Source organism: Massilia orientalis, from assembly GCF_030411975.2.
GTDB lineage: Bacteria > Pseudomonadota > Gammaproteobacteria > Burkholderiales > Burkholderiaceae_D > Telluria > Telluria orientalis.
Genome location: NZ_JASNRB020000003.1, coordinates 186968 through 212053 on the forward strand (window position 1 = coordinate 186968; position 25086 = coordinate 212053).

Below are 25086 nucleotides of genomic sequence, written 5' to 3' on the forward strand. Positions count from 1 at the left end.
CCGGAGACACCCTTGACTGCTTCAACCGACCGCTACATGTCCGGCTTCGCCAACGAATTCGCGACGGAGGCCCTGCCCGGCGCCCTGCCGGCGCACCGCAATTCGCCGCAGCGCGTTGCTTATGGCCTGTACGCGGAACAATTGTCTGGCACGGCTTTCACGGCGCCGCGCAGCCACAACCGCCGCTCGTGGCTGTACCGCATCCGCCCGGCCGCGATGCACGGGCCGTTCGAGGCGATGGGCAATGGCCGCATCGCCGCCGGCTTCGACGGCGTGGCGGCGTCGCCGAACCAGATGCGCTGGAGCCCGCTGCCGATGCCGGACGCGCCGACCGACTTCGTCGACGGCCTCGTGACGATGGCGGGCAACGGCGCGCCGGCCGCCATGTCCGGCTGCGCGATCTACCTGTACGCCGCGAACCGCTCGATGCGCGGGCGTTATTTCTATTCGGCCGACGGCGAGCTGCTGGTCGTGCCGCAGCAGGGGCGCCTCGCCATCGCCACGGAGTTCGGCCTGGTCGACGTCGAGCCGCAGGAAATCGCCGTCATCCCGCGCGGCGTGCGTTTTGCGATCGACCTGCCGGACGGCGAGGCACGGGGCTATGTCTGCGAAAACTTCGGCGCCCTGCTGCGCCTGCCGGACCTCGGCCCGATCGGCTCGAACGGCCTCGCCAATCCGCGCGATTTCCTGACGCCGGTCGCCCGCTACGAAGACGTCGAAGGCGATTTCGAGCTCGTCGCGAAATTCGGCGGCCACCTGTGGCGCGCCGGCATCGGCCATTCGCCGCTGGACGTCGTCGCCTGGCACGGCAATTATGCGCCGTATAAATACGACCTGCGCCACTTCAACACGATCGGCTCGATCAGCTACGACCATCCGGACCCGTCGATCTTCCTCGTGCTGCAGGCGCCCTCCGACACGCCGGGCGTCGACACGCTGGACTTCGTGATCTTTCCGCCACGCTGGCTGGCTGGCGAGGACACATTCCGCCCGCCCTGGTTCCACCGCAATGTCGCCAGCGAATTCATGGGCCTCGTGCACGGCGCCTACGATGCGAAGGCGGAAGGTTTCGTCCCCGGCGGCGCGAGCCTGCACAACTGCATGAGCGGGCACGGTCCGGATGCGGCCACGTTCGACAAGGCGAGCAGCGCGGACACGAGCCGGCCGCACAAGGTCACGGACACGATGGCGTTCATGTTCGAGACGCGTCATCCGCTCGTGGCGACGCCGTATGCGCTGCAGTCGCCCCAGTTGCAGGGCAATTACCAGGACTGCTGGGCGGGGATTGCGAAACATTTCAATCCGGCAAAGCGATAACCCGTCGTTCCCGCGAAAGCGGGAATCCATGCTAGGTCGCAGAATTCTGCAGTGTGTTCACCAAGTCTGCATGTCCAACTTCGGTTGCTCAGCATGGGTTCCCGTTTCCACGGGAACGACGCTCGCTTCTGTGCGACCTTCTTCAATTCCCTCGTGCGATGATTAATCCGTCATCTCACCCGGGACCCGCATGGTCGACATCGTCATCATCCTCGCCCTCATCCTGCTCAACGGCGTGTTCTCCATGTCGGAGCTCGCCGTGGTGTCCGCCAAGCGCCTGCGCCTGGAAAAGATGGCCGACGAAGGCCGGCGCGGCGCCGGTACCGCGCTCGACTTGCATGACGATCCGAGCCGCTTCCTCTCCACCGTGCAGGTGGGCATCACCCTCATCGGCATCTTCAACGGCGCGTTCGGCGAAGCGTCGCTGACGGCGCGCCTGACGCCGGCGCTCGCCGGCATGGGCGTGCCGGACGGGCATGCACGGCTCGTCGCGCTCGCGATCGTCGTGGCCGGCATCACGTTCTTTTCCATCGTGCTGGGCGAGCTGGTGCCCAAGCGCATCGCGATCCTGTATCCGGAAACGATGGCGGCCATGATCGCGCGCCCGCTGCAATTCATGGCCCGTCTCGCGCATCCGTTCGTGCGGCTGCTCGCGCTGACGACGGACGGGATCATGCGCCTGCTCGGCATGCACCACCACAAGGACGAGACGCCGACCGAGGAAGACGTCACGGGCATGATCAAGGAAAGCGCGGACGCGGGCGTGTTCGAGAAGGCGGAGTACGACATCGCCGCGCGCGCCCTGCGGCTCGACGACTGGCACCTGCGCGCGCTGATGACGCCGCGGGTCGACCTGGAATTCCTCGACCTCGACCAGCCGCTGGAACGCAACCTCGCGCGCATCGCGGAATCGCCGTACAGCCGCTTCCCCGTGTACCGCGGCGACCGCTCCCAGGTGCTCGGCATCGTGCGTGCGCGCAACCTGTTCGGCCAGGCGATCCGCACGCAGTCGCTGGCCGGCATCGACATCGAGGCCGCCCTGGAGACGATCCTGTACCTGCCCGAATCGAGCAGCGCCATCGACCTGCTGGAACAACTGAAGCAGCACCGCGCCGAGCTGGCGATGATCGTGGACGAATACGGCGACATCCAGGGCATGATCACGCTGACCGACGTGATGAGCGCGCTCGTGGGCGACGTCACGCCGTCGAGCGACCACGGCCAGCCGGACGCCGTCCGGCGCGACGACGGCAGCTGGTACGTCGACGGTGGCATGGTGCTCGATCGTTTCCGCTACCTCACGGGCGCCGACATCGACTTTCCCGACGAGGACAGCGGCGCCTACCACACGCTGGCCGGCTTCATGCTGTACCAGCTCGCCGTGATCCCCCGCGCGGGCGACCGGCTGGACTGGGAAGGCTGGCGGTTCGAAGTCGTCGACATGGACGGCAACCGCATCGACCGGCTGCTGGCTTTGCGGCTGCCTGGGCCGCTGGCGCGCACCTGATTCGGACGGAACCGGCGGCCTGTTTCGCGATCTATCCACCAGGGAGGTTCAAATGAAGCTGCGTACCGTGGCCGGCCTGACCGGCTGCCTGATCTCCGCCGCTGCCGCCGGGCAGCATCCGCAACCGGCCGGCGCCCCGAAGGCCGGCGACACGCGCGCGCTCGAAGCGGGCGCGAAACTCTTGCAGGGCAATGCGCCGCTGGCCGGGTTCGACATCTACCTGAACGGCTTTCATCCGATGAAGGACCATCCGGAGATGCAGGTCGAGGCCCACCACTTCTGCCGCCAGGTCAACGAGGACTTTGCGCAATGCGCCCTGTTCGACGGCAATACGCGCACGGCCAACCTGAACGGCATCGAATACATCATCTCGGAAAAGCTGTACGGCAGGCTGCCGCCGGACGAGCGTCAGTACTGGCATCCGCACAACGGCGAGATCCTCGGTGGCCAGCTGATCGCGCCCGGCCTGCCCGAGGCGGCCGAGCACGCGCTGATGAAGAAGAAGATGAACAGCTACGGCAAGACGTGGCATGTGTGGAACACGGGCGCCAACGGCAAGCCCGGCGACGCCCTGCCGCTGGGCGCGCCGATGCTCGCGTGGTCGTTCAACCGGGACGGCGAGCTGCTGCCCAACATGCTCGAGGAGCGCGATACCCGTATGAAGATCCACACCGGAGACCGGCGCAAGTCGCGCGCCGACCTGAAGGCCCTCGCGCATCCGCAGGGCGGCGTCGACGCGCTGAAGGGCAAGTTCCCGCGCCAGACGCAGGACATGCCGGGCGTCGTCGACAGCCAGCCCCAGCCGCCGAGCAAATAATCTATTGAGTTATAGATTGTAGTTTTATAGAATGACCGCATGGACACCGTCACGACTCTCCCGCCGGACGCCATGCGCGTCGCCGCGGCCCAGGCCGGCGGCCTGCTGAAAGCGCTCGCGAATCCGGACCGCCTGCTGCTGCTGTGCCAGCTCGCGCAGGGCGAGCAGCCCGTCGGCGCGCTGGAAGCGGCGCTCGACATCCGCCAACCCACGCTGTCGCAGCAACTGGCCGTGCTGCGCCAGGAGGGCCTCGTCGCCACGCGGCGCGACGGCAAGCAGATTTTCTACAGCGTGGCGAGCCCGGAAGCGCTGGCCGTGCTGCAGTTGTTGTACCAACTGTATTGTCCGAAGGAGGACTGATCATGCAAATCGACTTGCTCCATTTCACCCCGTGGGCATCGCTCGCGGGCGGCATTCTCATCGGCCTGGCCACGGCCCTGCTCCTGCTGGCCAATGGCCGGGTCGCCGGCATCAGCGGCATCCTCGGCGGCCTGCTGCGCCCGACCCGCGGCGATATTGCGTGGCGCGTCACGTTTATTCTCGGCCTGTTCGTCGCGCCGCTCGTGTGGCTGAGCATGCGCGCGATGCCGCCGGCGCAGATCGACCATTCCCCGGCGCTGCTCGCCGTGGGCGGCCTGCTCGTGGGGATCGGCACCCGCTTCGGCAACGGCTGCACGAGCGGCCACGGCGTGTGCGGCATCGCGCGCCTGTCGCCCCGCTCGCTGCTGGCCACGGCCTGCTTCCTTGCGGCCGGTTTCGTCACCGTCTTCATCGTGCGCCACGTGCTCGGGCGCTGAGGCATTACAAGGAACCAAGTCATGAACCTCGTTACCGCCTTCCTCGCCGGCCTGCTGTTCGGCGGGGGCCTGATCCTGTCCGGCATGAGCAATCCCGCCAAGGTGCTCGCCTTCCTCGACGTGACCGGCGCCTGGGACCCGTCGTTGCTGTTCGTGATGCTCGGGGCCATCCTCGTCGCCGCCCTCGCCTTCCGGTTCGCGCGCACGCGCGTGCGGCCGCTGTTCGGGAGCCAGATCCGCGTACCGGGCGCGGGCCGCATCGACGCGCCCCTCGTCCTGGGCAGCATCACGTTTGGCGTCGGTTGGGGCCTTGTCGGTTATTGCCCCGGTCCGGCTCTGACGGCGCTGGCCGTCGGCGGACGCTCCACCCTCCTGTTCGTTGCGGCGATGGTGGCCGGCATGGCAATATTCGAAGTGGCCGAGCGTATCCGCGCCGGCATCGAGGCCCAACGCGGCGGTACCCGCGCCGCGGCCGGCCCTTCGGGAGAATGAATGCACAACAATCCGATCCAGTTGTTCGACGCCGTGTCGTCGACCTTCACGTACATCCTCGCCGCGCCCGGCAGTGACGCCGCGGTCATCATCGACCCCGTCGACCAGCACGTCGAGCGCGACCTCGCCCACCTGAAGCGCCTGGGCCTGCGCCTCGAATACATCCTCGAGACGCACGCCCACGCCGACCACGTGACCTCCGCCGGCCGCCTGCGCCAGCTGACGGGCGCCCGCGCCGCCGTGCCGAGCGGCTGCGGCATCCCGCCCGCCGAAGTGCAGCTGCAGGACGGCGACATCGTCCGCTTCGGCGCCGGCGAGACGATCGTCGTGATCCACACGCCCGGCCACACGGCGGGCAGCATGTGCTACGTCTGGCGCGGCAACGTGTTCACGGGCGACACGCTGCTGATCGACGGCTGCGGCCGCACCGATTTCCAGGGCGGCAGCGCGGCCGCGCTGTACGACAGCATCACGCATAAGCTGTTCGCGCTGCCGGATGCGACGCGCGTGTGGCCGGGGCATGACTACAAGGGCCAGTCGGCGTCGACCATCGGCTGGGAGAAGGCGCACAACGCGCGTGTGTCGGGGCGGTCGCGCGAGGATTTCGTGACGCTGATGAACGGGTTGAACCTGCCGCAGCCGAAGCTGATCGACATCGCCGTGCCGGCGAATCGCAACCTGGGACTGCCGCACGGCGTATGACGCCGCCCCCGCGCAATAACGTCGCCTCCGCGCAATAACGTCGCCCCCGCGCAGGCGGGGGCCCAAGTTCGCGTGCAGAAACCGATCAGCAAGCGGCGCTGCGGCGGGGTTGAGTAAAACCGGCGCCCTAGCCGTTGCGTTGCCGGTGGAGCCGGAACGCGTCTCGAATATTCCTGACCAGTTCGCCATCGTCCCACGGCTTGGTCATGAACTTGAAGAGTTCCCCCTGGTTGACGCTGTCCGTGACCGCCGCGAGATCGGTAAATCCAGACAGGACGATGCGTATCGTATCCGGATAGAGCTCCCTGACGACGCGCATGAACTGGGTCCCCGACATGTTGGGCATGCGCTGGTCGGAAATGATGACCTGTACCTTGTTCAAGGCAAGCAGGTTGAGACCCTCCTGCCCTCCGCTCGCCGTCAACACGCGGTATCCCTCGCGCCGCAGCAATCGCCTCAGCGTCGACAGGTTGTTGGGTTCGTCGTCGACGATCAGGAGGGTATCTTCATCGACCTGTGGTCCGAGCGTCAGCAGCGGTTTTTCGACGAGCATGGTTTCGAATTGCGCGGCCGGCACCGCCTCGCTGAAGTAAAACCCCTGCAGTTCGTCGCAACGGTGCCGGCGGAGGAATTGCAGTTGCCCTTCCGTTTCGACTCCTTCCGCGACCACGCGTAAATGCAGGCTGTGGGCCATCGCAATGACCGCCGTCGCGATCGCCGCATTCCCGGCATTGGCATTGACGTCGCGGATGAACGCGCGATCGATCTTGACGGCGTCGAACGGGAAACGCTGCAGGTGGGCGAGCGAAGAATGCCCGGTGCCGAAATCGTCCAGGGACAACTGGATACCCAGCGCCTTCAAGGCCTGGAGATTCGCCGCGGCCAGCTCCACGTCATTCATCACCATCGATTCCGTCAGCTCGAATTCGATATGGTGGGCCGGCAGCCGGTACCGGGACAGCGCATCCGTCACGTCCTGTACGAATTTTCCGTTCCTGAGCTGCGCCGCCGACAGGTTGACCGCGACCGGCACGACGTCGATCTTCCCCTGCAGCCAGCGCGCCTGCTGGGCGCAGACGGCATCGAGAACCCAGTCGCTGATCGGCTCGATCAGTCCAACCTCTTCCGCGAGTGGAATGAAAGTGCCGGGAAACACCAGCCCGCGCTGTGGATGCCGCCAGCGAATCAGGGCTTCCGCGCTGACGATGCGTCCACTCACCAGGTCGACCCGTGGCTGGTAGTACACGACAAATTGCTGCGCATCGAGCGCGTGCAGCAGCTCCGATTCCAGTGCAAGCCTGGCGGCGTGGGAGGCGTTCATCGCCGGCGAGTAATACAGATAAGGTTCGCCCAGGCGCTTGGCACTCTGCAGCGCCGCTTCCGCATGCTTGAGCAGGGTTTCGGCATCGCTGCCATCGCGGGGAAACAGCGCCAGTCCGGCCCGCGCCTGGACACGTGCTTCGTGCGGCCCCAGCCGGAAATGCTGGTTGATGGTCGCCAGGATGAACTCATCGACGATATGTTCGAGGTCCGCGTCCTGCGCCAGTTCGGCGACGGCGATCGCAAACGTGGCGCCGCCGATCCGCGCCACGCTGACACCGCCCGGCAGCGCCTCGTCCAGCCGCTGTGCGACCTGTTTGAGCAGGGCGTCGCCCATGTGGCGGCCGAATGCATCGTTCAATTGCGTGAATCGATCGATATTCACCAGGATCGTGCCGACATCCTGTCCCGCCTGCGCAGAGTGGATGAATTGTCCAAGCCTGTCCTCGAACAGCCTGGCATTCGGCAGTCCGGTCAACACGTCGTAATACGCCAGATAACTGAGCCGCTCCTTGTTGTCGATGAACTGCAAGGCAAAGTTGATGTCGCCGACCAGGTCATCGAGGAGCTTGAGTTCCTCCGCGTCGAAGAACCCGGCGGTATCGGCTATGAACACCATCACGGCGTCGACGCGACCGGCCGGCGCCAGCGGCAACGCGGCAACGGCACGCTGCCCTTCCTCGAGCATGTCCCTTGCCAGCGGCGCCAGCCCGGGATCCGTCGCGACGTCATTGCAAATCACTGCCCGTGCTTCGCGCGCCGCTACGCAAGCCGGCCTCGCGCTATCGATACTGTCGGCACGCAAGGTCAAGCGCACCCGGTCGACGTAGTGCCGTTCGCCGCCGCACCATGCCACGACACGCCCCTCGAGGACGTCAGGCTCGAACGCGCCGATCCATGCCGTCTTGAACGCGCCGACGTGCACCGCGATCCGGCAGACCTCGTCGAACAGCGCGTCACGCGTATGGATCCGGGCGATCGCCGCATTGACACCGCTCGACACGGCGTAGATCCGGCTGAGGCGCATGATCTTGTCCTGCGCGAGCAGGCGCTCGGTGACGTCGTGGGCCAGGACGAACCTGCACGCGCGCTCGCCGAACCACAAGGGATGCGACGTGATTTCCACATGAATGACAGAGCCGTCCTTCCTGACATGCCGCCAGATGCCGGACTTCTCGATACTCGGTACCTGCGGCTGCCGCAGGTTGTCGTCCAGCCGCTCGAGATCTTCCCGCAAACGGATATCGCGGAGCGTCATGGCCAGGAATTCCGCTTCCGAATAACCGTAATGGACGATGGCCGCGGCATTGACCGCCACGAAGCGGAACGTCTCGAGGTCATACACCCACATCGGTACCGGATGCGCGTGAAACAGCGCGGAAAATCCGGCGTCTGATGGTTGAATCATGATATTCCTGATCAGCTGCTTGCAAATACAGGCGGGAAGACGTCCGCCGTCCCGTGACGAGTCCGGTTCAAGATTGATCGAACCGCCGTGTTTTTGCAAGTCCCTCTTTTTACGACAAAATGCCGCCCCGATATTCGCGTACGAGTTCGCGATCGTGTGGTCACAGCCGCCACCGTTTGCTTTAAAATCCTTGTCTTTTAGCAAGCGGACACCATGGCTTCCGACGACACGACACTCCACCGCGGCCTCAAGAGCCGGCACATCCAGTTGATGGCCCTCGGCGGCGCCATCGGCACCGGCCTGTTCCTCGGCGTCGCGGAAACCGTCAAGCTGGCCGGTCCGTCCGTCCTGCTCGGCTACGCGGTCGCGGGCCTGGTCGCCTTTTTGATCATGCGCCAGCTGTCCGAGATGATGGTCGACGAACCGGTCGCCGGCTCGTTCGGCCACTTCGCCGACAAATACTGCGGCCGCTTCGCCGGCTTCGTCTCCGGCTGGAATTACTGGGTGCTGTACGTGCTCGTCAGCATGGCCGAGCTGTCCGCCGTCGGCATCTACGTGCAGTACTGGTTTCCCAATGTGCCGCCGTGGGTGTCGGCGCTGGGCTGCTTCGTGCTCGCGAACGGCATCAGCCTGATCAACGTGCGCGCGTTCGGCGAGAGCGAGTTCTGGTTTTCCGTCATCAAGGTGGCGGCCATCATCGCGATGATCGTCTATGGCGTGTTCCTGCTCGCGAGCGGCGGGGCCGGACCGCAGGCCAGCGTCAGCAACCTGTGGACGCACGGCGGCTTCTTCGCCCACGGCATCCAGGGTCTCGTGATGTCGATGGCGATCATCATGTTCTCGTTCGGCGGCCTGGAGGTCATCGGCATCACGGCGGCCGAGGCGGCCGATCCGTCCCGCTCGATCCCGCGCGCGACGAACCAGACCCTGTGGCGCATCCTCGTGTTCTACGTCGGCGCGCTGGCCGTGTTGCTGTCGCTGTACCCGTGGGACCAGATCGTGCCGGGCGCCAGCCCGTTCGTGCTGATCTTCAAGGCGCTGGACGCCGGTGTCGTCGCGCACGTGCTGAACGTCGTCGTGCTGACGGCCGCGCTGTCCGTCTACAACAGCTGCGTGTACTCGAACAGCCGCATGCTGTACGGCCTCGCCGTGCAGGGCCACGCGCCGCGCGCGCTGCTGCGCGTGAACGAACGGGGCGTGCCGCTGGCGTCGCTGGCCGTGTCGGCCGTCGCCACCGCGCTGTGCGTGGGCGTCAACTATGCCGTGCCGGGCAAGGCGCTGGGCCTCCTGATGGGTCTCGCCGTCGCCGGCATGCTGATCAACTGGGCGATGATCAGCTGGTCGCACCTGCGCTTCCGCGCCGCGAAGCTGGCCGCGGGCGAGCGCACGGCGTTCCCGAGCCCCCTCTATCCGCTCACGAACTGGGCGTGCCTGCTGTATCTCGCGGGGATTGTCGCGATCATGTACGCCACGCCGGAACTGCGCGTCTCGGTGTGGATGATCCCGGCGTGGCTCGTCGTGCTGGCGATCGGGTACCGCGCGGCCGAGGGCCGGCGCGCGCGCATCGCCCGCGCGACGTCGTGATCCCGGGCGCCGGCCCGGTCTGGCAACGTCGTACAGGGATGAGTGTGGACATGGACCAGTGATACACTCCGCCTTCACGAACTCCGAACACTTGCGAGCCCAGCATGGAACAACAGGAATTCCTCGATGCGCTGAAAGCGGAAGGTTATGCGGACCCGGTCCTCGTCGAGCGCGCGCCGAACGGCACGCTGGCCGATCACGCGCACCCGTTCGAAGCGAAGGCGCTGGTCCTGAAAGGCGAGATCCGCCTTCACGCGGGCGGCGAGATCAAGATCTATCGGCCCGGCGACGTGTTCCACCTGCGCCGCGACGAGCCGCATCGCGAGAGTTACGGGCCCGACGGCGTGGCCTATCTGTCCAGCCGGCGGTAGGGCTCTTCGGACAAGACCAGCAAGGGCTGCGCGCCGGCCGCGCGGAACACGATGGCGAAGCAGTCGAACCAGTCCTGCGGGTCGGGACATCCGTCGGCCAGCATCGCGCGGTACGCGTCTTCCGCGCGGTAGGCATACGCGACGACGACTTCGCCGGCCGCATTGGCGAACCACGCCTCGTCGTCCGCGCGCAGCCGCACGCCGTCGCCATGCCGGCCATGCCAGCCGTGCTGCGCCGGATCGAACAACAGTACCTCGCGCCCGCACACGGGGCAGGCGGCATGCACGGGCGCGACGGGCGCCGCGACCGTCTTGCGGCCGAACAGCCCGCGCCGCTCGCGCCGCCGCGCCGTGCGCAATTTCAGTTCCCAACTGCCGCAGGGGCAGCCGAGCCGGCGCGCGAGGACATCCGGGCCGTGCGGCACCCCGCGCACGGCGGGTGCCGTGACGCTGGCCAGCATGAACGGCGCCAGGTTGGCCGGGATGCGGGCACCGAGCAGGGCGAGGAGGTCGGACACGGTCCGGATCCGTAATCAGCTAGTCAAAAGTATTTTGAGAGATAGTACACGCCGGAGTCCGGGAACACGGTCGCCACACGCTTGCCGGCGAGGCGCGGCAGCAGCCGGGCGATGCCGGCCGTGACGCAGCCGCTGGACCCGCCCGCCAGGATGCCCTCCTCCGCCGCCAGCCGGCGGCACCAGTCGAGCGCGTCGTCGTCGGCCACCTGCACGACGTCGTCGACGATCGCCGGGTCGAAGCTGCTGGACGGCTGGCGTTTGCCCACGCCTTCGACGACGCTGGCGAACGCCCCGTCGGCGGGCGTGTCCGTGACGAGCTTGCGGTACGCCGAGTTGCGGGGCTCCACGCCGAGCACGACGAGGTCGCGCTTCTGTTCCTTCAGGTAGCGGCCGATGCCGGAGATGGTCCCGCCCGAGCCGATGCCGCACACGAACACGTCGATCTCGCCCGCGAGCTGGCGCCACAGTTCCGGCCCCGTGTCGCGGTAATGGGCTTCCCGGTTCAGCGCGGAGCGGTACTGGTCGAGGTGGTGGACGTTGTCGCCCTGCGCGAGGCGCTCCGCCACGGCCTGGTAGCCGGCCGCGGGGTCGACGCCGTCGTCCGGCGCGCACAGGTGCACCTCGGCCCCGTAGGCGCGGATGCGCTTGATCTTTTCGATGCTCGTGGTCTGCGGCACGGTCACGTCGCATTGCAGGCCGAGCACGGCACTGGCCATCGCGAGCGCGGCGCCCGTGTTGCCGGACGAGCTCTCGACGACGCGGTCGGTGCCGGCCGGCAGGCTCCTGAGCATGTGCCGGACCATGCGGTCCTTGATGCTGCCGCCCGGATTCATGTATTCCAGCTTCGCAACCACGTCGTAGCCGGGGAACAGGCGCCCCAGCCTGACGACGGGCGTGTTGCCGATCGCGTCCATCACAGACGATTTGACTTGGGATTCCACGCCGCTCCTTTCAGTGAGATTGCCGCCGAGAAAGGCTAACACAACAATCCGGCGCGTGGCGTCGGATTGAACCGGCCCCTACCTTAACCGGGTAGGGTGCGTTCCCGCAAGACATTCGGCGTGCCGGCGTGGCCTATGGGGTTCGTCAGGGCAAATACCATGTCCACGTGACAATCCGTGTATTTATAGGACATGTTCCTTTGCTAAGCTCGCTGCTCTTGATAACGATCCCAAAGGATGTACGGATGCCCTTCCTGTTTCGCGCCACGGTGCTCGCCGCCGCCCTGGCCACGCTGCTGCCCGCCACAGCCGCCGTCGACCTCAATGCCCGCGTTCCCGTCGGGCCGCAGGTCAAGGTCGGCAAGCTGGCGAACGGCCTGACCTATTACATCCAGAAGAACGGCAAGCCCGAGCACCGGGTCGAGCTGCGGCTCGTGGTGAAGGCCGGCTCCGCGCTCGAGGACGATGACCAGCAGGGTCTCGCCCACATGGTCGAACACCTCGCCTTCAACGGTTCCACGCACTTCAAGAAACAGGAACTGGTCTCGTACCTGCAATCGATCGGCGTGAAGTTCGGCGCCGACCTGAACGCCTACACGGGCCTGGACGAGACGGTCTACATGCTGCCCGTACCGACCGACCGCAAGGAGAACGTGGAGACCGCCTTCACGGTGCTGGAAGACTGGGCGCACGGCGTCACGCTGGCTGCGGACGACATCGACAAGGAGCGCGCGATCGTGCTCGAGGAAGCGCGCCTGCACAAGGGCGCGCAGGAGCGCCTGCGCAAGGCGCTCGCGCCGAAGCTGTACAACGGCTCGCGCTATGCGCTGCGCGAGCCGATCGGCAAGGAAGACGTGATCCGCACCGCGCAGCCGGAGGCGCTGCGCCGCTTCTACCGCGACTGGTACCGGCCGGACCTGATGGCCGTGATCGTCGTCGGCGACATCGAACCGGCCGAGGCCGAGCGCCTGGTCAAGGCGCACTTCGCCGGGCTGGCCAATCCGCCGCAGCCGCGCCCCCGGACCTACGCCGACATTCCCGCACGAACGCGGACGGAAGCGCTCGTGTTCGCCGACGAGGAAATGTCCGGCAGTGCCGTCGAGCTGAACTACCCCGTCCGGCTCGAGCCGGACCTCGGGACATACGGGAGCTACCGCGCCAAGGTCGTGGACAACCTCGCGGCCATCCTGCTGAGCCTGCGGCTGGGCGAGCTGACGCAGCAGGCGAATCCGCCGTTCCTCGGCGCGGGCGGCCGCACCATCCCGGTGACCGCGCGCCACAAGGCGTTCTCCATCAGCGCCGCCGTGGGTGCGGGCGGCGTGGTCCCGGCCGTCGCGGCCGTCGAGCAGGAAATGCACCGGGTCCGCCAGTTCGGATTCAGCGAAGCGGAGCTGGCGCGTGTCCGCAAAGTCGTCCTGAATGGGATGGAAAGCGCGGTCAAGCAACGGGACACGACGGATTCCGGGCGGTACGTTGCCGAATACCAGCGCAATTTCCTCGCCGGCGAAAGCATCCCGGGCATCGAGGCCGAGTTCCATGTCATGCAGGAATTGCTGCCGGGGATCACGGTCGCCGACCTCAATGCGGCTGCCCGCAACGCGTTCCCGGCGGATGCCGGCAAGCTCGTCGTGTTCGCCGGCAATACGAAGGCCGGCCCCGCGCCCACGACGGATCAATTGCTGGCCGCCGACGCGGCGGCCGCGCACGCCACGGTCACCGACCGCGCCGAAAAGAAGGTTGCGCAGCGCCTGATGGACCGTCCCGCCGCGCCCGGCCGCATCGTGACCGAAACGCGCGACGAGACGCTCGGCCTGACCCGGCTGACGTTGTCGAACGGCGTGCAGGTCGTCCTCAAGCCGACCGCCTTCCGCAAGGACGAGGTGCTGCTGGGCGCGGTGCGCTACGGCGGCCAGACGCTGGTCGACGAGAAGGACCTGCCGAACGCGCGCGCCGCCACGGGGCTGGCCATGTCGATGGGCATCAAGGACTTCGCGCCCACGGACCTGATGAAGATGCTCGCGGGCCGGCGCGCGGCGGTGACGCTCGGGATGTCCGACTACACGGATGAGATCGGCGGCCAGTCGGCCAGCGGTGCGGAAGACCTGGAGACGATGTTCCAGATGCTGTGGCTGCGTTTCGACGGCGTGCGGCGCGACGAATCCCTGTACAAGGCGTATATGGGTGCGCTCGGCGACATGGTGCGCAACCGCGCGGCCGCCCCCGAGCAGCGCTTCGCCGAAGCGGTCGCCGACACGCTCTATGGCCGTCATCCGTACGAAGGGCGCATGCCCACGCAGGAAGACCTCGGCAAGATCGACCTCGACCGCAGTCTCGCCGTGTACCGCCAGCGCTTCGCCAGCGCGAAGGGCCTGACGTTCGTCGTCGTCGGCGACTTCGATCCGGCGACCATCAAGCCGCTCGTGACCGCCTACCTCGGCACGTTGCCGACGCCCGACCTGCCGCTCGCCTACCGCGACGTCGGCCTGCGCATCGCGCAAGGCGTCGTCAAGAAGGAAGTCCACGCGGGCACGGAGCCCAAGAGCGTCGTGTCGCTGACGTTTTCCGGTCCGGCGGCCTGGTCGCCGGCCGAGGCGCTGCGCATGAGCGCGCTCATCGAGGTGATGAATCTGCGGGTGAACGCGGTGTTGCGCGAGAAGCTCGGCCTGATCTATTCGGGCCAGATGGCCGGCGCGGTGCAGCGTATCCCGTACCAGCACTATGAAATCAGCACGCAGCTGCCGACCGGCCCCGAAAAGGTCGACCAGCTCGTCGCCGCGCTGTTCGCGGAGATCGACAGCGTCAAGGCCAACGGCCCGACGCAGGCGGAACTCGACAAGGTCAAGGCCAACTGGCGCGTCGTCCACGAGCGTTCGCAGCACGAGAACGGGTACTGGCTGCAGAGCGTGAAAGTGTCCCTGCTCGACGGCACGCCGCTGTCGCACCTGCTGACGGTCATGGACGAAGTCGACGCACTGACGGTGGCGGACGTGCGCACGGCCGCGCAGCGCTACTTCGACAAGGACAACTATGTCCAGGTCGTCCTGCTGCCCGAGGCCGACGTGAAGACCGCCAGCAAGTAAGTCCGAAGGGGGCATGGCCGGGGACGTTGAAGGTGCATATTGGATGCATATTTGCTAGAATCATCCACATCACGTCGTTCCCGAGCAAGCCATGCCCTCTCCCGCCATCACCGAATCGTCGATCATCCGCCTGGTCGACACGTTTTACGCGCGCGTGCGCGACGATGCCGTGCTATCCCCCGTATTCGAAGCGAAACTCGCCGGACGGTGGCACGAGCACATGCCGCGCATGGTCGCGTTCTGGACCAAGGTCCTGCTCGGCACCGGCGAATTCCAGGGGAATGTCTTCGGCAAGCATATGGCCCTTGCGGGCATCGAGACGGAACACTTCGTCCGCTGGCTCACGCTGTTCCGGCTGACGGCAATCGACGTGTTCGGCATCGACGGCGCGACCGAGGTCCTGGAAGTCGCCCAGCGCATCGCATCGAGCCTGCAACTGGGCTTTTTTGGCGATATCCGCGTTTGAGACGACCGCTCAGGCGCGGCGTGACGCGTCACGCCGCTCGGCCACCGCGGCCAGCAACGCCTGTTTCAGCTGCAGATCCGTGAACGGTTTCGTCAGCACGCGCGCCGTGACGTCCGCTGCGCCCGCGACCAGGCTGCCGTAGCCGGACGCGAACACGATCGCGACACCAGGATGGCGTTCCACGATGCGCCGGGCGAGCGTGAGGCCGTCCAGGTCGGGCAGGCTGTAGTCGACGACCGCCGCGTGATAGCGGTCGCGCGCCAGCAGCGCCAGGGCGTCCTGGGCCGTGGCCGCCTCGTCGGCCTGGAAACCCGCCGCCAGCAGGATGTCGCGGTACAGCTCGCGGGCCTGGGCATCGTCTTCGATCAACAGCACGCGCAGGCCCGCGGACGCTACCTGGCGCGGCGCCGGCGCGACCGGTGCCGGCTCGGGCATCGACTCCTTCGCGCCCAGCAGCTGGCGCACCTTGGACGCCAGCTTCTCGCGGCGGTAGGGCTTGGACAGCAGCTCCACGCCCGGGTCGAGGCGGCCGCCGTGGATGATCGCGTTCTGCGTGTAGCCGGACGTGTACAGGACCTTCATGTCCGGCAGCAGCGCGCGCGCCTGGCGCACCATCTCGGTACTCTTCAGCTTGCCCGGCATGACGACGTCGGTGAACAGCAGGTCGCAGCGCACGCCGGCCTTCAGCACGGCCAACGCCGATTCGGCATTGTCGGCGCGCAGCACCTGGTAGCCCAATTCGGACAGCATGCCGACGACGGTCGCCTGGACGTTCGGATCGTCCTCGACGACCAGGATCGTCTCGGTGCCGCCGCGCACCTCGTTCGCGACCGGCTCCGGCAGCGTCTGCTCCGCCTCGAGCGCGCGCGGGAAATAGGCCTTGATCGTCGTGCCGTGGCCCACTTCGCTGTAGATGCGGAAGTGGCCGCCGCTCTGCTTGACGAAGCCGAAGGCCATCGACAGGCCCAGGCCCGTCCCCTGCCCTTCGCCCTTGGTCGTGAAGAACGGCTCGATGGCGCGCTCGCGCACCTCGGGCGCCATACCGGTGCCCGTGTCGGAGATCGCCAGCAGCACGTACTGCCCCGGCGGCACCTCGTGCGCGGCGCTGACGTAGGTGTCGTCGAGCATCGTGTTGGACAGTTCGACCGTCAGCTTGCCGCCTCCGGGCATCGCGTCGCGCGCATTGATGGCGAGGTTCAGCACGACGTTTTCCAGCTGGTGCGGGTCGAGCGTCGTATTCCACAGCGACGCCGAGACGACGGTCTCGACTTCCACGTGCTCGCCGACGGCGCGGCGCACGAGGTCTTCCATGTTGCGCACGACGCGGCCCGGGTTCAGCACATAAGGCTGCAGCGGCTGGCGGCGCGCGAACGCGAGCAGTTGCGACGACAGCTTGGCGCCGCGGTCGACGGCGGCCAGCGCCATCTGCAGATGCCGCTGCGCGGCCGGCAGCCCGGTCACGGTCCCGCCCAGCAGTTGCAGGCTGCCGCCGATCACCTGCAGGATGTTGTTGAAGTCGTGCGCGACGCCGCCCGTCAACTTGCCGACCGCTTCCAGGCGCTGGGCATGCTGCAGGGCCTGGCGCGCCTCTTCCAGCTGCACGCGCTGCGTGACGTCGCGGGTGATCTTGGCGAAGCCGACGAGGCGGCCGTCCGCGTCGCGGATGGCGTCCACGACGACGTCGGCGCGGAAGCACGAGCCATCCTTGCGCACCCGCACGCCCTCGCCGTGGTAGCGGCCCTGTTCGCGCGCCGTCGCCAGCACGCGGTCCGGCAGGCCGTTGTCCCGGTCTTCGTCCGTGTAGAAGCGGCCGAAGTGCGTGCCGATGACTTCGTCCGCCGCATACCCCTTGATGTTGCGGGCGCCCGCGTTCCACGTCGTCACGAGGCCTTCCGGCGACAGCATGTAGATGGCGTAGTCGATCACGCTGTCGACGAGCAGGCGGAATTGCTCCTCGCTGCGGCGCAGCGCTTCGCGCGCCAGCTTCTTGTCGCTGATGTCGCGCGTGATCTTGGCAAAGCCGAGCAACTGGCCGTCGTCGTCGAGGATCGGGTCGATGACGACGGATGCCCAGAAATGGCTGCCGTCCTTGCGCACGCGCCAGCCCTCCGCCTCGAACCGTCCTTTGTCCAGCGCCGTGGCGAGCGCGCGTTCCGGCAGGCCGGCGGCGCGGTCCGCCGGCGTGTAGAAGCGCGAGAAATGCTGGCCCAGGATTTCCGCCTCCGTGTACCCCTTGAAGCGCCGCGCGCCGGCGTTCCAGGTTGCGACCGTGCCGTCGGGATTCAGCATGTAGATCGCGTAATCGGCGACCCGCTCGATCAACAATTGCATGCGGCGCTGCGTGGTGAAGTCGGAAGTCATGTCGGAAAGGTCAAACGTTCATGATCTCATTATAACATTGTGGAAACACTCATGCACGCAATGAAACGTTTGTGGCCGCGCTGACAACATTGGGTATCGGATCACGCTATCCGCTACAATGCGGACGACAACTTCATGGAGAACGTCATGGCGGGTTACAGCATCAACATCGAAGCAAAAACGCTTGCCGGGAATAATTTCCGGGAAGTCCTCTACACGACCCAGCGCAGCCAGCTGGTCATCATGACGCTGCAGCCCGGCGAGGAAATCGGCCTCGAAAAGCACGAGGGCCACGACCAGTTCATCCGTGTCGAGGCCGGCCAGGGCGTCGCGATCCTGGATGGCGAACAGCACAAGCTCGAGGACGGCGTCGCCGTCGTCATCCCGGCCGGGACCGAGCACAACGTCATCAACACGTCGAGCAGCGAGCCGATGCGCCTGTACACGCTGTACACCCCGCCCGAGCACCCGGACGGCATCGTGCACGCCACCAAGGCCGAGGCGGACGACTACGAAAAACAGCACGGCCACTGATTCCGCGCCCGTCTACCCTTTGCACGCGAGGCCGTAGCGCGTCATCGTACAGGCGCGCTCGATACACCGGCGCGCGTCATAGCCGTGGGCCCGGCACTGCATCAGGGTTTCTTCGCGGCGCTGGCGCGGCGACGGGTCGGCGGCGACCGGAGGCGCCTCTTTGGTCGCCGTGCGGCGCGCCTTCGCGGTGCCCTGTTTCTTCACGGTCGTCTTGTGGCGTGCCGCGCGCCGCGGCGGCGTGACGTCGACCGGGGCCGCGGCGGGCGCCTTGTCCTCGATGACGGGGGCGACGGGCTCATCGGGCACCGGCTTCACGGGTTCCGGCGTGACGGCGGGCCGCACCAGCACCGGCACCGGTGCAGGCGCCGGCGCGCGGGCAACGAAGGCCGCCGCCGACGGTTGCCCAGCCGGTGACATGTTCGCCACGACGACGAGCGCATCCTCGACCCGGTTTTCCTCGTACAGCCACAAGCCGCCCGCCGCCAGGCCGGCCAGCAGGCCGCCCGCGATGCTCCACGTGACGAGGCGGCGTTTCCACATGCTCGTCCAGGCCGGCGCCTCGCGCGCCGCCGCTTCCTCGCGCAGGCGCGCGGCAAGCCATTCCGCTTCGATGTCCGGCTGGACGGGGCGCGGGACCGTGCCCGTGTCGGCGCGCGGCGGAGGAATGGGATCGGCAACCGGCGGAGGAATCTGATCGGCAACCGGCAGAGGAATGCGATCGGCGACCGGCGGAGGAATGTGATCGGCGGCCGGCGGCGGCTCGGGCGGGCGCGGCGGCTCCGGGTGCGGGCGGGCCTCGGCGCCCGGCACGGTGGGCTCGTCGGCGGGCGGCGGCGGCGGTGCAGGCGGTGCAGGCCGCGCCGTCCGTGCTTGCGCGATGCGGTCGGCCAGGGCTTCGATCGCGACGCCCTTGCCGCGCGCCGAGACTTCCGGCGCGCGTTGCGCCGGTCCGGGGTCGGCCTTCTGGACGGCCGCGCCGGCTTCGGCCCGCTGCGAACCGGGGCCGTGCCAGACGGCCGGCCGCCGGCGCGGCGCGGCCGGAGATGGCGGCGGCGATGGCGGCGTCGACGGTGCCGATCCGCTTTCCTGGAAGTCTTGCAACAATTGGGTCTTCATGGTGCGGTGCGCAATTCCGGATTGCCGGAGGAGCAGTGTACCGAATTCAACCCGGGCGCGGAGCGCGCCTGCGCTACAGGGTCACGACCACCTGCAACGCGGCGGCACGCACGGCCGGCAGCCTGACGTCGAGCACGCGCCGTTTCGCGTCCCAGCGGTAGGCGATCGCCTTGCCGCCGACCTGCACGGCGCGGGGTTTCGCCGCCACGTTGTGCACCTTCAGGTCGAACGTGCGCGCGGTCGGCGTCGCGGCGGCGCCTGGTTCCGGCGCGACCGTCAGGGCCAGGCGGCCGTCGGCGAACCTGCTGGAGAACCGCACCAGCTCGTACTTGCCCGTTTCGAACGCGTGCGCGGTGTGCCCGTCGTCGTCGTACAGGTGGCCCTGCGCCTGCGTCACGCCCGCATCGTGCCAGTAATGCAGGTCGAGCTTCGCCGTCGAATAATCGCGCGTGCTCTGCACGGGCTGCGCGAGCGGGATGAACGCCCCGGCACGGACGTAAGTCGGGATGCGGTCCGGACGCGGCGTCACCGTCTCCAGGATGCCGCCGTGGTGCGGCTCGTCGGTGTAGAAGTCGAACCACACGCTGCCCTTGCGCGGGAAAAAGACTTCCTTGCGCGTGGCGCCCGGTTCCGTGACGGGGGCGACGAGGAAGTCCGGGCCCCACAGGTACGTGGACGAGATGCCCGTCGTCGCCATGAATTCGTTGTCCGGATCCTCGAACAGCACGGGGCGCATCATCGGCATGCCGCTGCGGCTGTCGTCGAAGGCGGCCGTGTAGTTATACGGCAGCATCGCGTAACGCAGGCGGATGGCGGCGCGCGCGAGCGCCTTCACGGCCGGCGTGCGGAAGATCGCCTCGGCCGGCACTTCTTCCTGCGCATGCGGGCGGAAGATCGGCTGGAACACGCCGTACTGGAGCCAGCGCACGTACAACTCGTCGTCCAGCACGGGCCCGGCGAAGCCGCCCAGGTCGGAATGCATGTAGGCCTGGCCCTGCATGCCCATCTGCAGCGCGATCTCCATCTGCGACTGCAGGCCGCCCCAGCCCCGCTGCACGTCGCCGGACCACGGGATCATGCCGAAGCGCTGCGAGCCCGAATACCCCGAGCGCATCAGGATGAACGGCCGCTCCTGCGGGAAGTCGCGCGCGTAGCCGTCGGCGATCAGCTTCGCCCATTCGTGGCCGTAGATGTTGTGGACCTGGTCCGCGGTGCCGGTGGCGTGGCGCGCGGCCGACGGATGCGTCTCCGGCTCGCCCAGATCGCCCCACCAGCCGGCGGCGCCGCCCGCCTTGAGGTCTTTATAGATGTTCCAGAACCAGTCGCGCGCCTGCGGCTTGAACACGTCGACGAGGCCCGTGTTCCCGAAGAAGAAATCGAAGACGAACGGCTTGCCCTGCGCATCCGTCGCGAGGACGCCCTGCTGCACCGCTTCCTGCCAGCGCCTGGACGTCGTCAGCACGAACGGCTCCGTGATGAGCACCGTCTTGACGCCTTTCCTGTCGAAGTCGGCCATCATCGCCTCGGCATGGGGGAAACTGTCGCGGTCCCACGCGAGGTTGCCCATCGTGCCCTTGACCGTCTTGCCGAACCAGTACAGGTCGAACACGATCGCGTCCAGCGGGATGCCGTCCGCGATGAATCGATCGACGACGGCACGCGCTTCGGCCTCGTCGTGGTACCCGAAGCGGCTCGCGAAATTGCCGAACGCCCAGCGCGGCGGCAGCGGCTGGCGGCCGGTCAGGCGCGTCGTCTCGTCCATCAGCTGCGCCCAGTCGTCGCCCGCGATCACCTGGTAGGTCTTGCGGCCGCCCATCACTTCGTAGCGCAGGGTGCCGTCCTTGCGGCTGTCGAAATCGAGCCACCCGGCCTGCGGATTGTCGAAGTGGATCGCGTACTTGTGCGACGACACGGCCATCGGGATGCCATAGCCCATCTGGTCGGCGCGGTTGCCGAAGCCGTACGACGCCCGGTTGTACAGCCGGAAGCGGTTGCCGCGCCGGTTCATGCCGACGGCGCGCGAGCCGGCGCCGTACAGCGCCTCGTCGCCCGCGAGCGCGAACTCGATGCTTTCCAGTTCTCCCGCGTGGCCATAGCCCTCCTTTTCGGCGACGAGCGGTTTCCCCTTGTACGCATAGCTGATGCGCAGCGGCGATTTTTCCACCGTGACCGTGATGCCGTCCGTGACGAGCTGGATGCGCCCGTCCGCTTCCCGGATCGTCGCCTGCGCCTGGCCGGGCTTCAGCACGACGGCGTGCGACGCCGGGTCGAACGTCTCGCCGCGCGGCACGAAGCTCGTCTCGACGATGTTGGCGTCGTAGGGCCGGATCAGGTAGCGGCCGTCGCTGGTGGCGATGTCCAGCGTCCCGTTGTCGTTGCGGTAGCCGAGGTAGGTGCGGTCCGCGTTCTGTGCGTGGGCCGGCAGGCCGGCGAGCAGGCACAGGGCGAGGACGGCATGGGGAATGGGTTTCATGGTCTCTGGGCGTTGTCGTTGTTGGAATACGGGAATTTTAACCCGTTCACGTAGAAATGCTACAGTCCCTGGGCTTCTTGGTAAAATTCGACGAAAATATTAAGTAGTTTGACTACTTAGACGCGTCGTGCGGCGGCCGCGGCATTCTCGGGTCAGAATAGCGGCAACGACAACCCATGAGAGACCCCATGCGCATCGCCACCTTCAACGTCAACGGTATCAACAGCCGCCTTCCCGCCCTGCTCCAATGGCTCGAGGAGACGCAGCCCGACGTGGCGTGCCTGCAGGAGCTGAAGGCGCCGCAGGAAAAATTTCCCGAGATGGAGATCCGCGCGGCCGGCTATTGCCCGATCTGGCACGGCCAGAAAAGCTGGAACGGCGTCGCGATCCTCGCGCGCGGCACCGAGCCGCAGGAACTCCAGCGCGGCCTGCCGGGCGCCCCCGACGACGAGCAGAGCCGCTACATCGAGGCGGCCGTGAACGGCATCCTCGTCGCCTGCCTGTACCTGCCGAACGGGAACCCGGCGCCGGGCCCGAAGTTCGAGTACAAACTGCGTTGGTTCGAACGCCTGCGGCTGCGCGCGCAGGAACTGATCGCCACGGGTGCGCCGGTCGTCATCGCGGGCGACTATAACGTGATGCCGACGGAACTGGACGTCTACAAGCCGGAACGCTGGCTCGACGACGCGCTGTTCCGCCCGGAGACGCGCGCGGCCTACCAGCGCCTGCTCGACCAGGGCTGGACGGATGCCCTCCGGGCGACGCACCCCGGCGAAGTCATCTACACATTCTGGGATTATTTCCGTGACGCGTACGGCCGCAACGCGGGCCTGCGCATCGACCACCTGCTGCTGAGCCCTGCCCTCGCCCCGAAGCTGAAGGCGGCCGGCGTCGACCGCGACGTGCGCGGGCGAGAGAAGCCCAGCGACCATGCGCCGACGTGGGTGGAGTTGGACTGGCCGAAGTTGGCGTAAGGCCTCACGTCGTTCCCGCGTGCGCGGGAACGACGGTGTCTCAGCCGCCCGCAGCCCGCCGCAACGGCGGCCGTCCCAGCACCATGCCGAGCCGCAGCGCGCTGTCGGTAACGACCTCGATATCCGGCGTGTACCCATCCTCGATCCAGCGCAGCGCGATGTGGATCACGCCGCCGACGATGCCCGCTTCCAGTAGCGGGTCGGCCGGCACGCCCGGCGGCACGACGTAGCGCCCGACCTGTTCGCCGATCGCGCGCAGCGCGGCATCGAAGGCCTTGTCGACGGCCCGGCTGACGCCGCGGATCTCGACGAGGAACACGCGCGCCGAACGGGGCTCGCGCTGCAGCGCCGCGAAATACGTGTGCAGCATCGCCCGCGCCCGCGCGACGCGGCTGCGGCCGGCCTGCTGGGCCGCGTCCGTGAGCTCGCCCAGCACGCTGTAGGTGACGGCGTTGAACGAGGCGATCAACAACTCTTCGCTGTTCGCGAAGGATTCATAGAAATAACGTTCGGTCAGCCCGGCGGCCTCGCAGACGGCCTTGACGGTCGACTGGCGGTAGCCGCGCTCGCCATACACGGCGACGGCCGCCGCGATCAGTTGCGCGCGCCGCTGCGCACGCCGTTCGTCTTGCGGGACGCCACGATAAGGCCGGGCAGGTTGTGAAGTTTCTGGAGGCATCCTTCTATTTTCGCACAGAACGTTGCTTATCAATATGTGACAATATACGGTGTCAGTAGCATTCCAAATACAACGAGACACGCCATGACCGAAGCAGCCGCGGCGCCCTTTTTCGACGTCCTCATCGTCGGCGCCGGCCTGTCCGGCGTCGGCGCCGCCTGGCATCTGCAGCGGGGCTGCCCCGGCAAGACCTGGGCCATCCTGGAAGCACGCGCCGCGCTCGGCGGCACGTGGGATCTGTTCCGCTATCCCGGCGTGCGCTCGGACTCCGACATGTATACCCTCGGTTACGCGTTTCGACCCTGGACTGAAGGCAAGGCGATTGCGGACGGGCCATCCATCCGGCGCTATATCGCGCAGACGGCGCGCGACAACGGCATCGACCGCCACATCCGCTACGGCCACAAGGTCGTCGGCGCGCACTGGTCGAGCATCGACGCGTGCTGGCGGGTGGAGGCGGAGCACGACGGTCGGCGCGTGTGGCTGCGCACCCGTTTCCTGGCCATGTGCAGCGGCTACTACAGCTACGACGAGGCATACCGCCCCCGCTTCGACGGCGAGGACGCGTTCGCCGGCCGGATCGTGCAGCCGCAGTTCTGGCCCGCCGGCCTGGATTACCGGAGCCGGCGCGTGGTCGTCGTCGGCAGCGGCGCCACGGCCGTGACGCTCGTGCCCGCGATGGCGCAGGACGCCGCCCACGTGACGATGCTGCAGCGCTCCCCGACCTATGTCGTGAGCCGCCCGTCCGAGTACGGCTTCGCGCAGCGCCTGCGCCGCTGGCTGCCGGCACGCGCCGCGTACGCGCTGACGCGCTGGCGCGTGATCGTCGAGAGCATGCTGCTGTACCGCGTCGCGCGGTCGAAGCCGGAGCTCGCGAAACGCAGGATCGTCGAGATGGCCCGCCACCAGCTGGGCCCGGGCTACGACGTGGACACCCATTTCACGCCCGGCTACAAGCCGTGGGACCAGCGCGTGTGCGTCGTGCCGGACGGCGACCTGTTCCGCGCGATCCGCGCGGGCCGTGCGAGCGTGGCGACGGACCGCATCCAGCGCTTCACGCCGGAAGGCCTGCTGCTGGAATCCGGCCGACTGCTGCCCGCCGACGTCGTCGTGCTCGCGACGGGCCTCAGGATCAAGCTGCTGGGCGGCATCGCCATCACCGTGGACGGCAAGCCGTTCCGTCCGAACGACGCCATGTCGTACAAGGGCATGATGCTGTCCGGCCTGCCGAACTGCGTGCTGACGTTCGGGTACACGAACGCGTCGTGGACGCTGAAGGCCGACCTGACGGCCGCCTGGGTCGTGCGCCTGCTGCGCCACATGGATCGCAAGGGGCAGGACGTCGCCGTCGTGCACCGCGAACCGGGCGTCGAACCGGAACCGTTCCTCGGTTTCACGTCGGGCTACGTACAGCGCGCCCGCGCCGAGCTGCCGCAGCAGGGCTCGCGCAAGCCGTGGCAGGTCTACCAGAATTATGTGCAGGACATGCTGACGATCCGCTACGGCCGCATCGCGGACGGCGTCCTGCGTTTCGGCCGCAAAGGCGCCATGCCTTGAACCTGCGCGACCGCGCCGCTGGAACGCCTGTCTCCCCCGGTTACCGGAACCTACTCAAGAAAGCGATCGAAC

Annotated in this window: 21 protein-coding genes; 14 read left to right on the plus strand and 7 right to left on the minus strand. The window is 67.4% G+C overall.

Annotated elements, in window-relative coordinates:
• Positions 1–36: 36 nt before the first annotated feature.
• From hmgA to QPK29_RS05185, 7 genes are all read left to right on the plus strand, one after another.
• On the plus strand, positions 37–1317 hold the full coding sequence (gene hmgA / locus QPK29_RS05155; RefSeq protein WP_371770393.1) for a homogentisate 1,2-dioxygenase: 1281 nt from the start codon (positions 37–39) through the stop codon (positions 1315–1317).
• Between the two features lie 190 nt (positions 1318–1507).
• Entirely contained in the window at positions 1508–2824 is a 1317-nt protein-coding gene (locus tag QPK29_RS05160; RefSeq protein WP_371770323.1) for a hemolysin family protein, read from the plus strand.
• 52 nt (positions 2825–2876) lie between these two features.
• Entirely contained in the window at positions 2877–3641 is a 765-nt protein-coding gene (locus QPK29_RS05165) for an OBAP family protein (RefSeq protein WP_371770322.1), read from the plus strand.
• 39 nt (positions 3642–3680) lie between these two features.
• The gene (locus QPK29_RS05170) at positions 3681–4001 is read left to right on the plus strand and encodes an ArsR/SmtB family transcription factor (RefSeq protein WP_056132926.1); all 321 of its coding nucleotides are present in this window, start codon (positions 3681–3683) and stop codon (positions 3999–4001) included.
• Positions 4002–4003: 2 nt separating this feature from the next.
• Positions 4004–4438, plus strand: coding sequence for a YeeE/YedE family protein (locus QPK29_RS05175; RefSeq protein WP_056132931.1), 435 nt, complete (start codon positions 4004–4006; stop codon positions 4436–4438).
• A gap of 21 nt (positions 4439–4459) precedes the next feature.
• Positions 4460–4930, plus strand: a complete 471-nt coding sequence (locus tag QPK29_RS05180) for a DUF6691 family protein (RefSeq protein WP_371770321.1) — start codon at positions 4460–4462, stop codon at positions 4928–4930.
• Entirely contained in the window at positions 4931–5632 is a 702-nt protein-coding gene (locus tag QPK29_RS05185) for an MBL fold metallo-hydrolase (RefSeq protein WP_371770320.1), read from the plus strand. It begins immediately after the preceding gene.
• Between the two features lie 127 nt (positions 5633–5759).
• On the opposite strand, the gene QPK29_RS05190 is transcribed toward QPK29_RS05185, so the two are convergent.
• Positions 5760–8564 (minus strand): EAL domain-containing protein, encoded by a 2805-nt coding sequence (locus QPK29_RS05190; protein WP_371770319.1) that lies wholly within the window; start codon positions 8562–8564, stop codon positions 5760–5762.
• Between the two features lie 9 nt (positions 8565–8573).
• Between QPK29_RS05190 and QPK29_RS05195 the strand changes: the two genes are divergently transcribed.
• Both QPK29_RS05195 and QPK29_RS05200 read left to right on the plus strand, forming a co-directional pair.
• Positions 8574–9944 (plus strand): amino acid permease, encoded by a 1371-nt coding sequence (locus tag QPK29_RS05195; RefSeq protein ID WP_371770318.1) that lies wholly within the window; start codon positions 8574–8576, stop codon positions 9942–9944.
• A 104-nt stretch (positions 9945–10048) separates the two neighbouring features.
• On the plus strand, positions 10049–10315 hold the full coding sequence (locus tag QPK29_RS05200; RefSeq protein ID WP_056132944.1) for a cupin domain-containing protein: 267 nt from the start codon (positions 10049–10051) through the stop codon (positions 10313–10315).
• Here QPK29_RS05200 and QPK29_RS05205 read toward each other — a convergent pair.
• Together QPK29_RS05205 and QPK29_RS05210 are read right to left on the minus strand one after the other, a co-directional pair.
• Positions 10294–10833, minus strand: coding sequence for a hypothetical protein (locus tag QPK29_RS05205; RefSeq protein ID WP_371770317.1), 540 nt, complete (start codon positions 10831–10833; stop codon positions 10294–10296). The two genes, QPK29_RS05200 and QPK29_RS05205, sit on opposite strands and share 22 nt — an antisense overlap.
• Before the next feature lie 23 nt (positions 10834–10856).
• Positions 10857–11774, minus strand: coding sequence for a PLP-dependent cysteine synthase family protein (locus tag QPK29_RS05210; protein ID WP_371770316.1), 918 nt, complete (start codon positions 11772–11774; stop codon positions 10857–10859).
• Positions 11775–12019: 245 nt separating this feature from the next.
• Here QPK29_RS05210 and QPK29_RS05215 point away from each other — a divergent pair, with 245 nt between their 5' ends.
• Together QPK29_RS05215 and QPK29_RS05220 are read left to right on the plus strand one after the other, a co-directional pair.
• Positions 12020–14854: a M16 family metallopeptidase gene (locus QPK29_RS05215; protein ID WP_371770315.1), complete on the plus strand. Its 2835-nt coding sequence runs from the start codon at positions 12020–12022 to the stop codon at positions 14852–14854.
• A 91-nt stretch (positions 14855–14945) separates the two neighbouring features.
• The gene (locus QPK29_RS05220) at positions 14946–15320 is read left to right on the plus strand and encodes a group III truncated hemoglobin (protein WP_371770314.1); all 375 of its coding nucleotides are present in this window, start codon (positions 14946–14948) and stop codon (positions 15318–15320) included.
• Between the two features lie 9 nt (positions 15321–15329).
• Here QPK29_RS05220 and QPK29_RS05225 read toward each other — a convergent pair whose 3' ends face one another.
• Complete coding sequence (locus tag QPK29_RS05225; RefSeq protein ID WP_371770313.1) at positions 15330–17681, minus strand: hybrid sensor histidine kinase/response regulator; 2352 nt, start codon at positions 17679–17681, stop codon at positions 15330–15332.
• A 147-nt stretch (positions 17682–17828) separates the two neighbouring features.
• On the opposite strand from QPK29_RS05225, the gene QPK29_RS05230 reads away from it, so the two are divergent.
• Positions 17829–18215, plus strand: coding sequence for a cupin domain-containing protein (locus QPK29_RS05230; protein ID WP_371770312.1), 387 nt, complete (start codon positions 17829–17831; stop codon positions 18213–18215).
• Between the two features lie 12 nt (positions 18216–18227).
• Here the strand turns inward: QPK29_RS05230 and QPK29_RS05235 are convergent, their stop codons facing one another.
• Entirely contained in the window at positions 18228–19331 is a 1104-nt protein-coding gene (locus QPK29_RS05235; RefSeq protein WP_371770311.1) for a hypothetical protein, read from the minus strand.
• 73 nt (positions 19332–19404) lie between these two features.
• The gene (locus QPK29_RS05240; RefSeq protein ID WP_371770310.1) at positions 19405–21804 is read right to left on the minus strand and encodes a glycoside hydrolase family 31 protein; all 2400 of its coding nucleotides are present in this window, start codon (positions 21802–21804) and stop codon (positions 19405–19407) included.
• 188 nt (positions 21805–21992) lie between these two features.
• Between QPK29_RS05240 and xth the strand changes: the two genes are divergently transcribed.
• A complete protein-coding gene (gene xth, locus QPK29_RS05245; protein WP_371770392.1) occupies positions 21993–22778 on the plus strand; it encodes an exodeoxyribonuclease III in 786 nt (261 codons plus the stop codon).
• 40 nt (positions 22779–22818) lie between these two features.
• Here the strand turns inward: xth and QPK29_RS05250 are convergent, their stop codons facing one another.
• Positions 22819–23457, minus strand: a complete 639-nt coding sequence (locus QPK29_RS05250) for a TetR/AcrR family transcriptional regulator (protein ID WP_371770309.1) — start codon at positions 23455–23457, stop codon at positions 22819–22821.
• Between the two features lie 84 nt (positions 23458–23541).
• Between QPK29_RS05250 and QPK29_RS05255 the strand changes: the two genes are divergently transcribed.
• Positions 23542–25014 carry a flavin-containing monooxygenase gene (locus QPK29_RS05255; RefSeq protein ID WP_371770308.1) on the plus strand — a complete coding sequence of 491 codons (1473 nt, stop codon included), beginning with the start codon at positions 23542–23544 and terminating at the stop codon, positions 25012–25014.
• Positions 25015–25086: the final 72 nt, after the last annotated feature.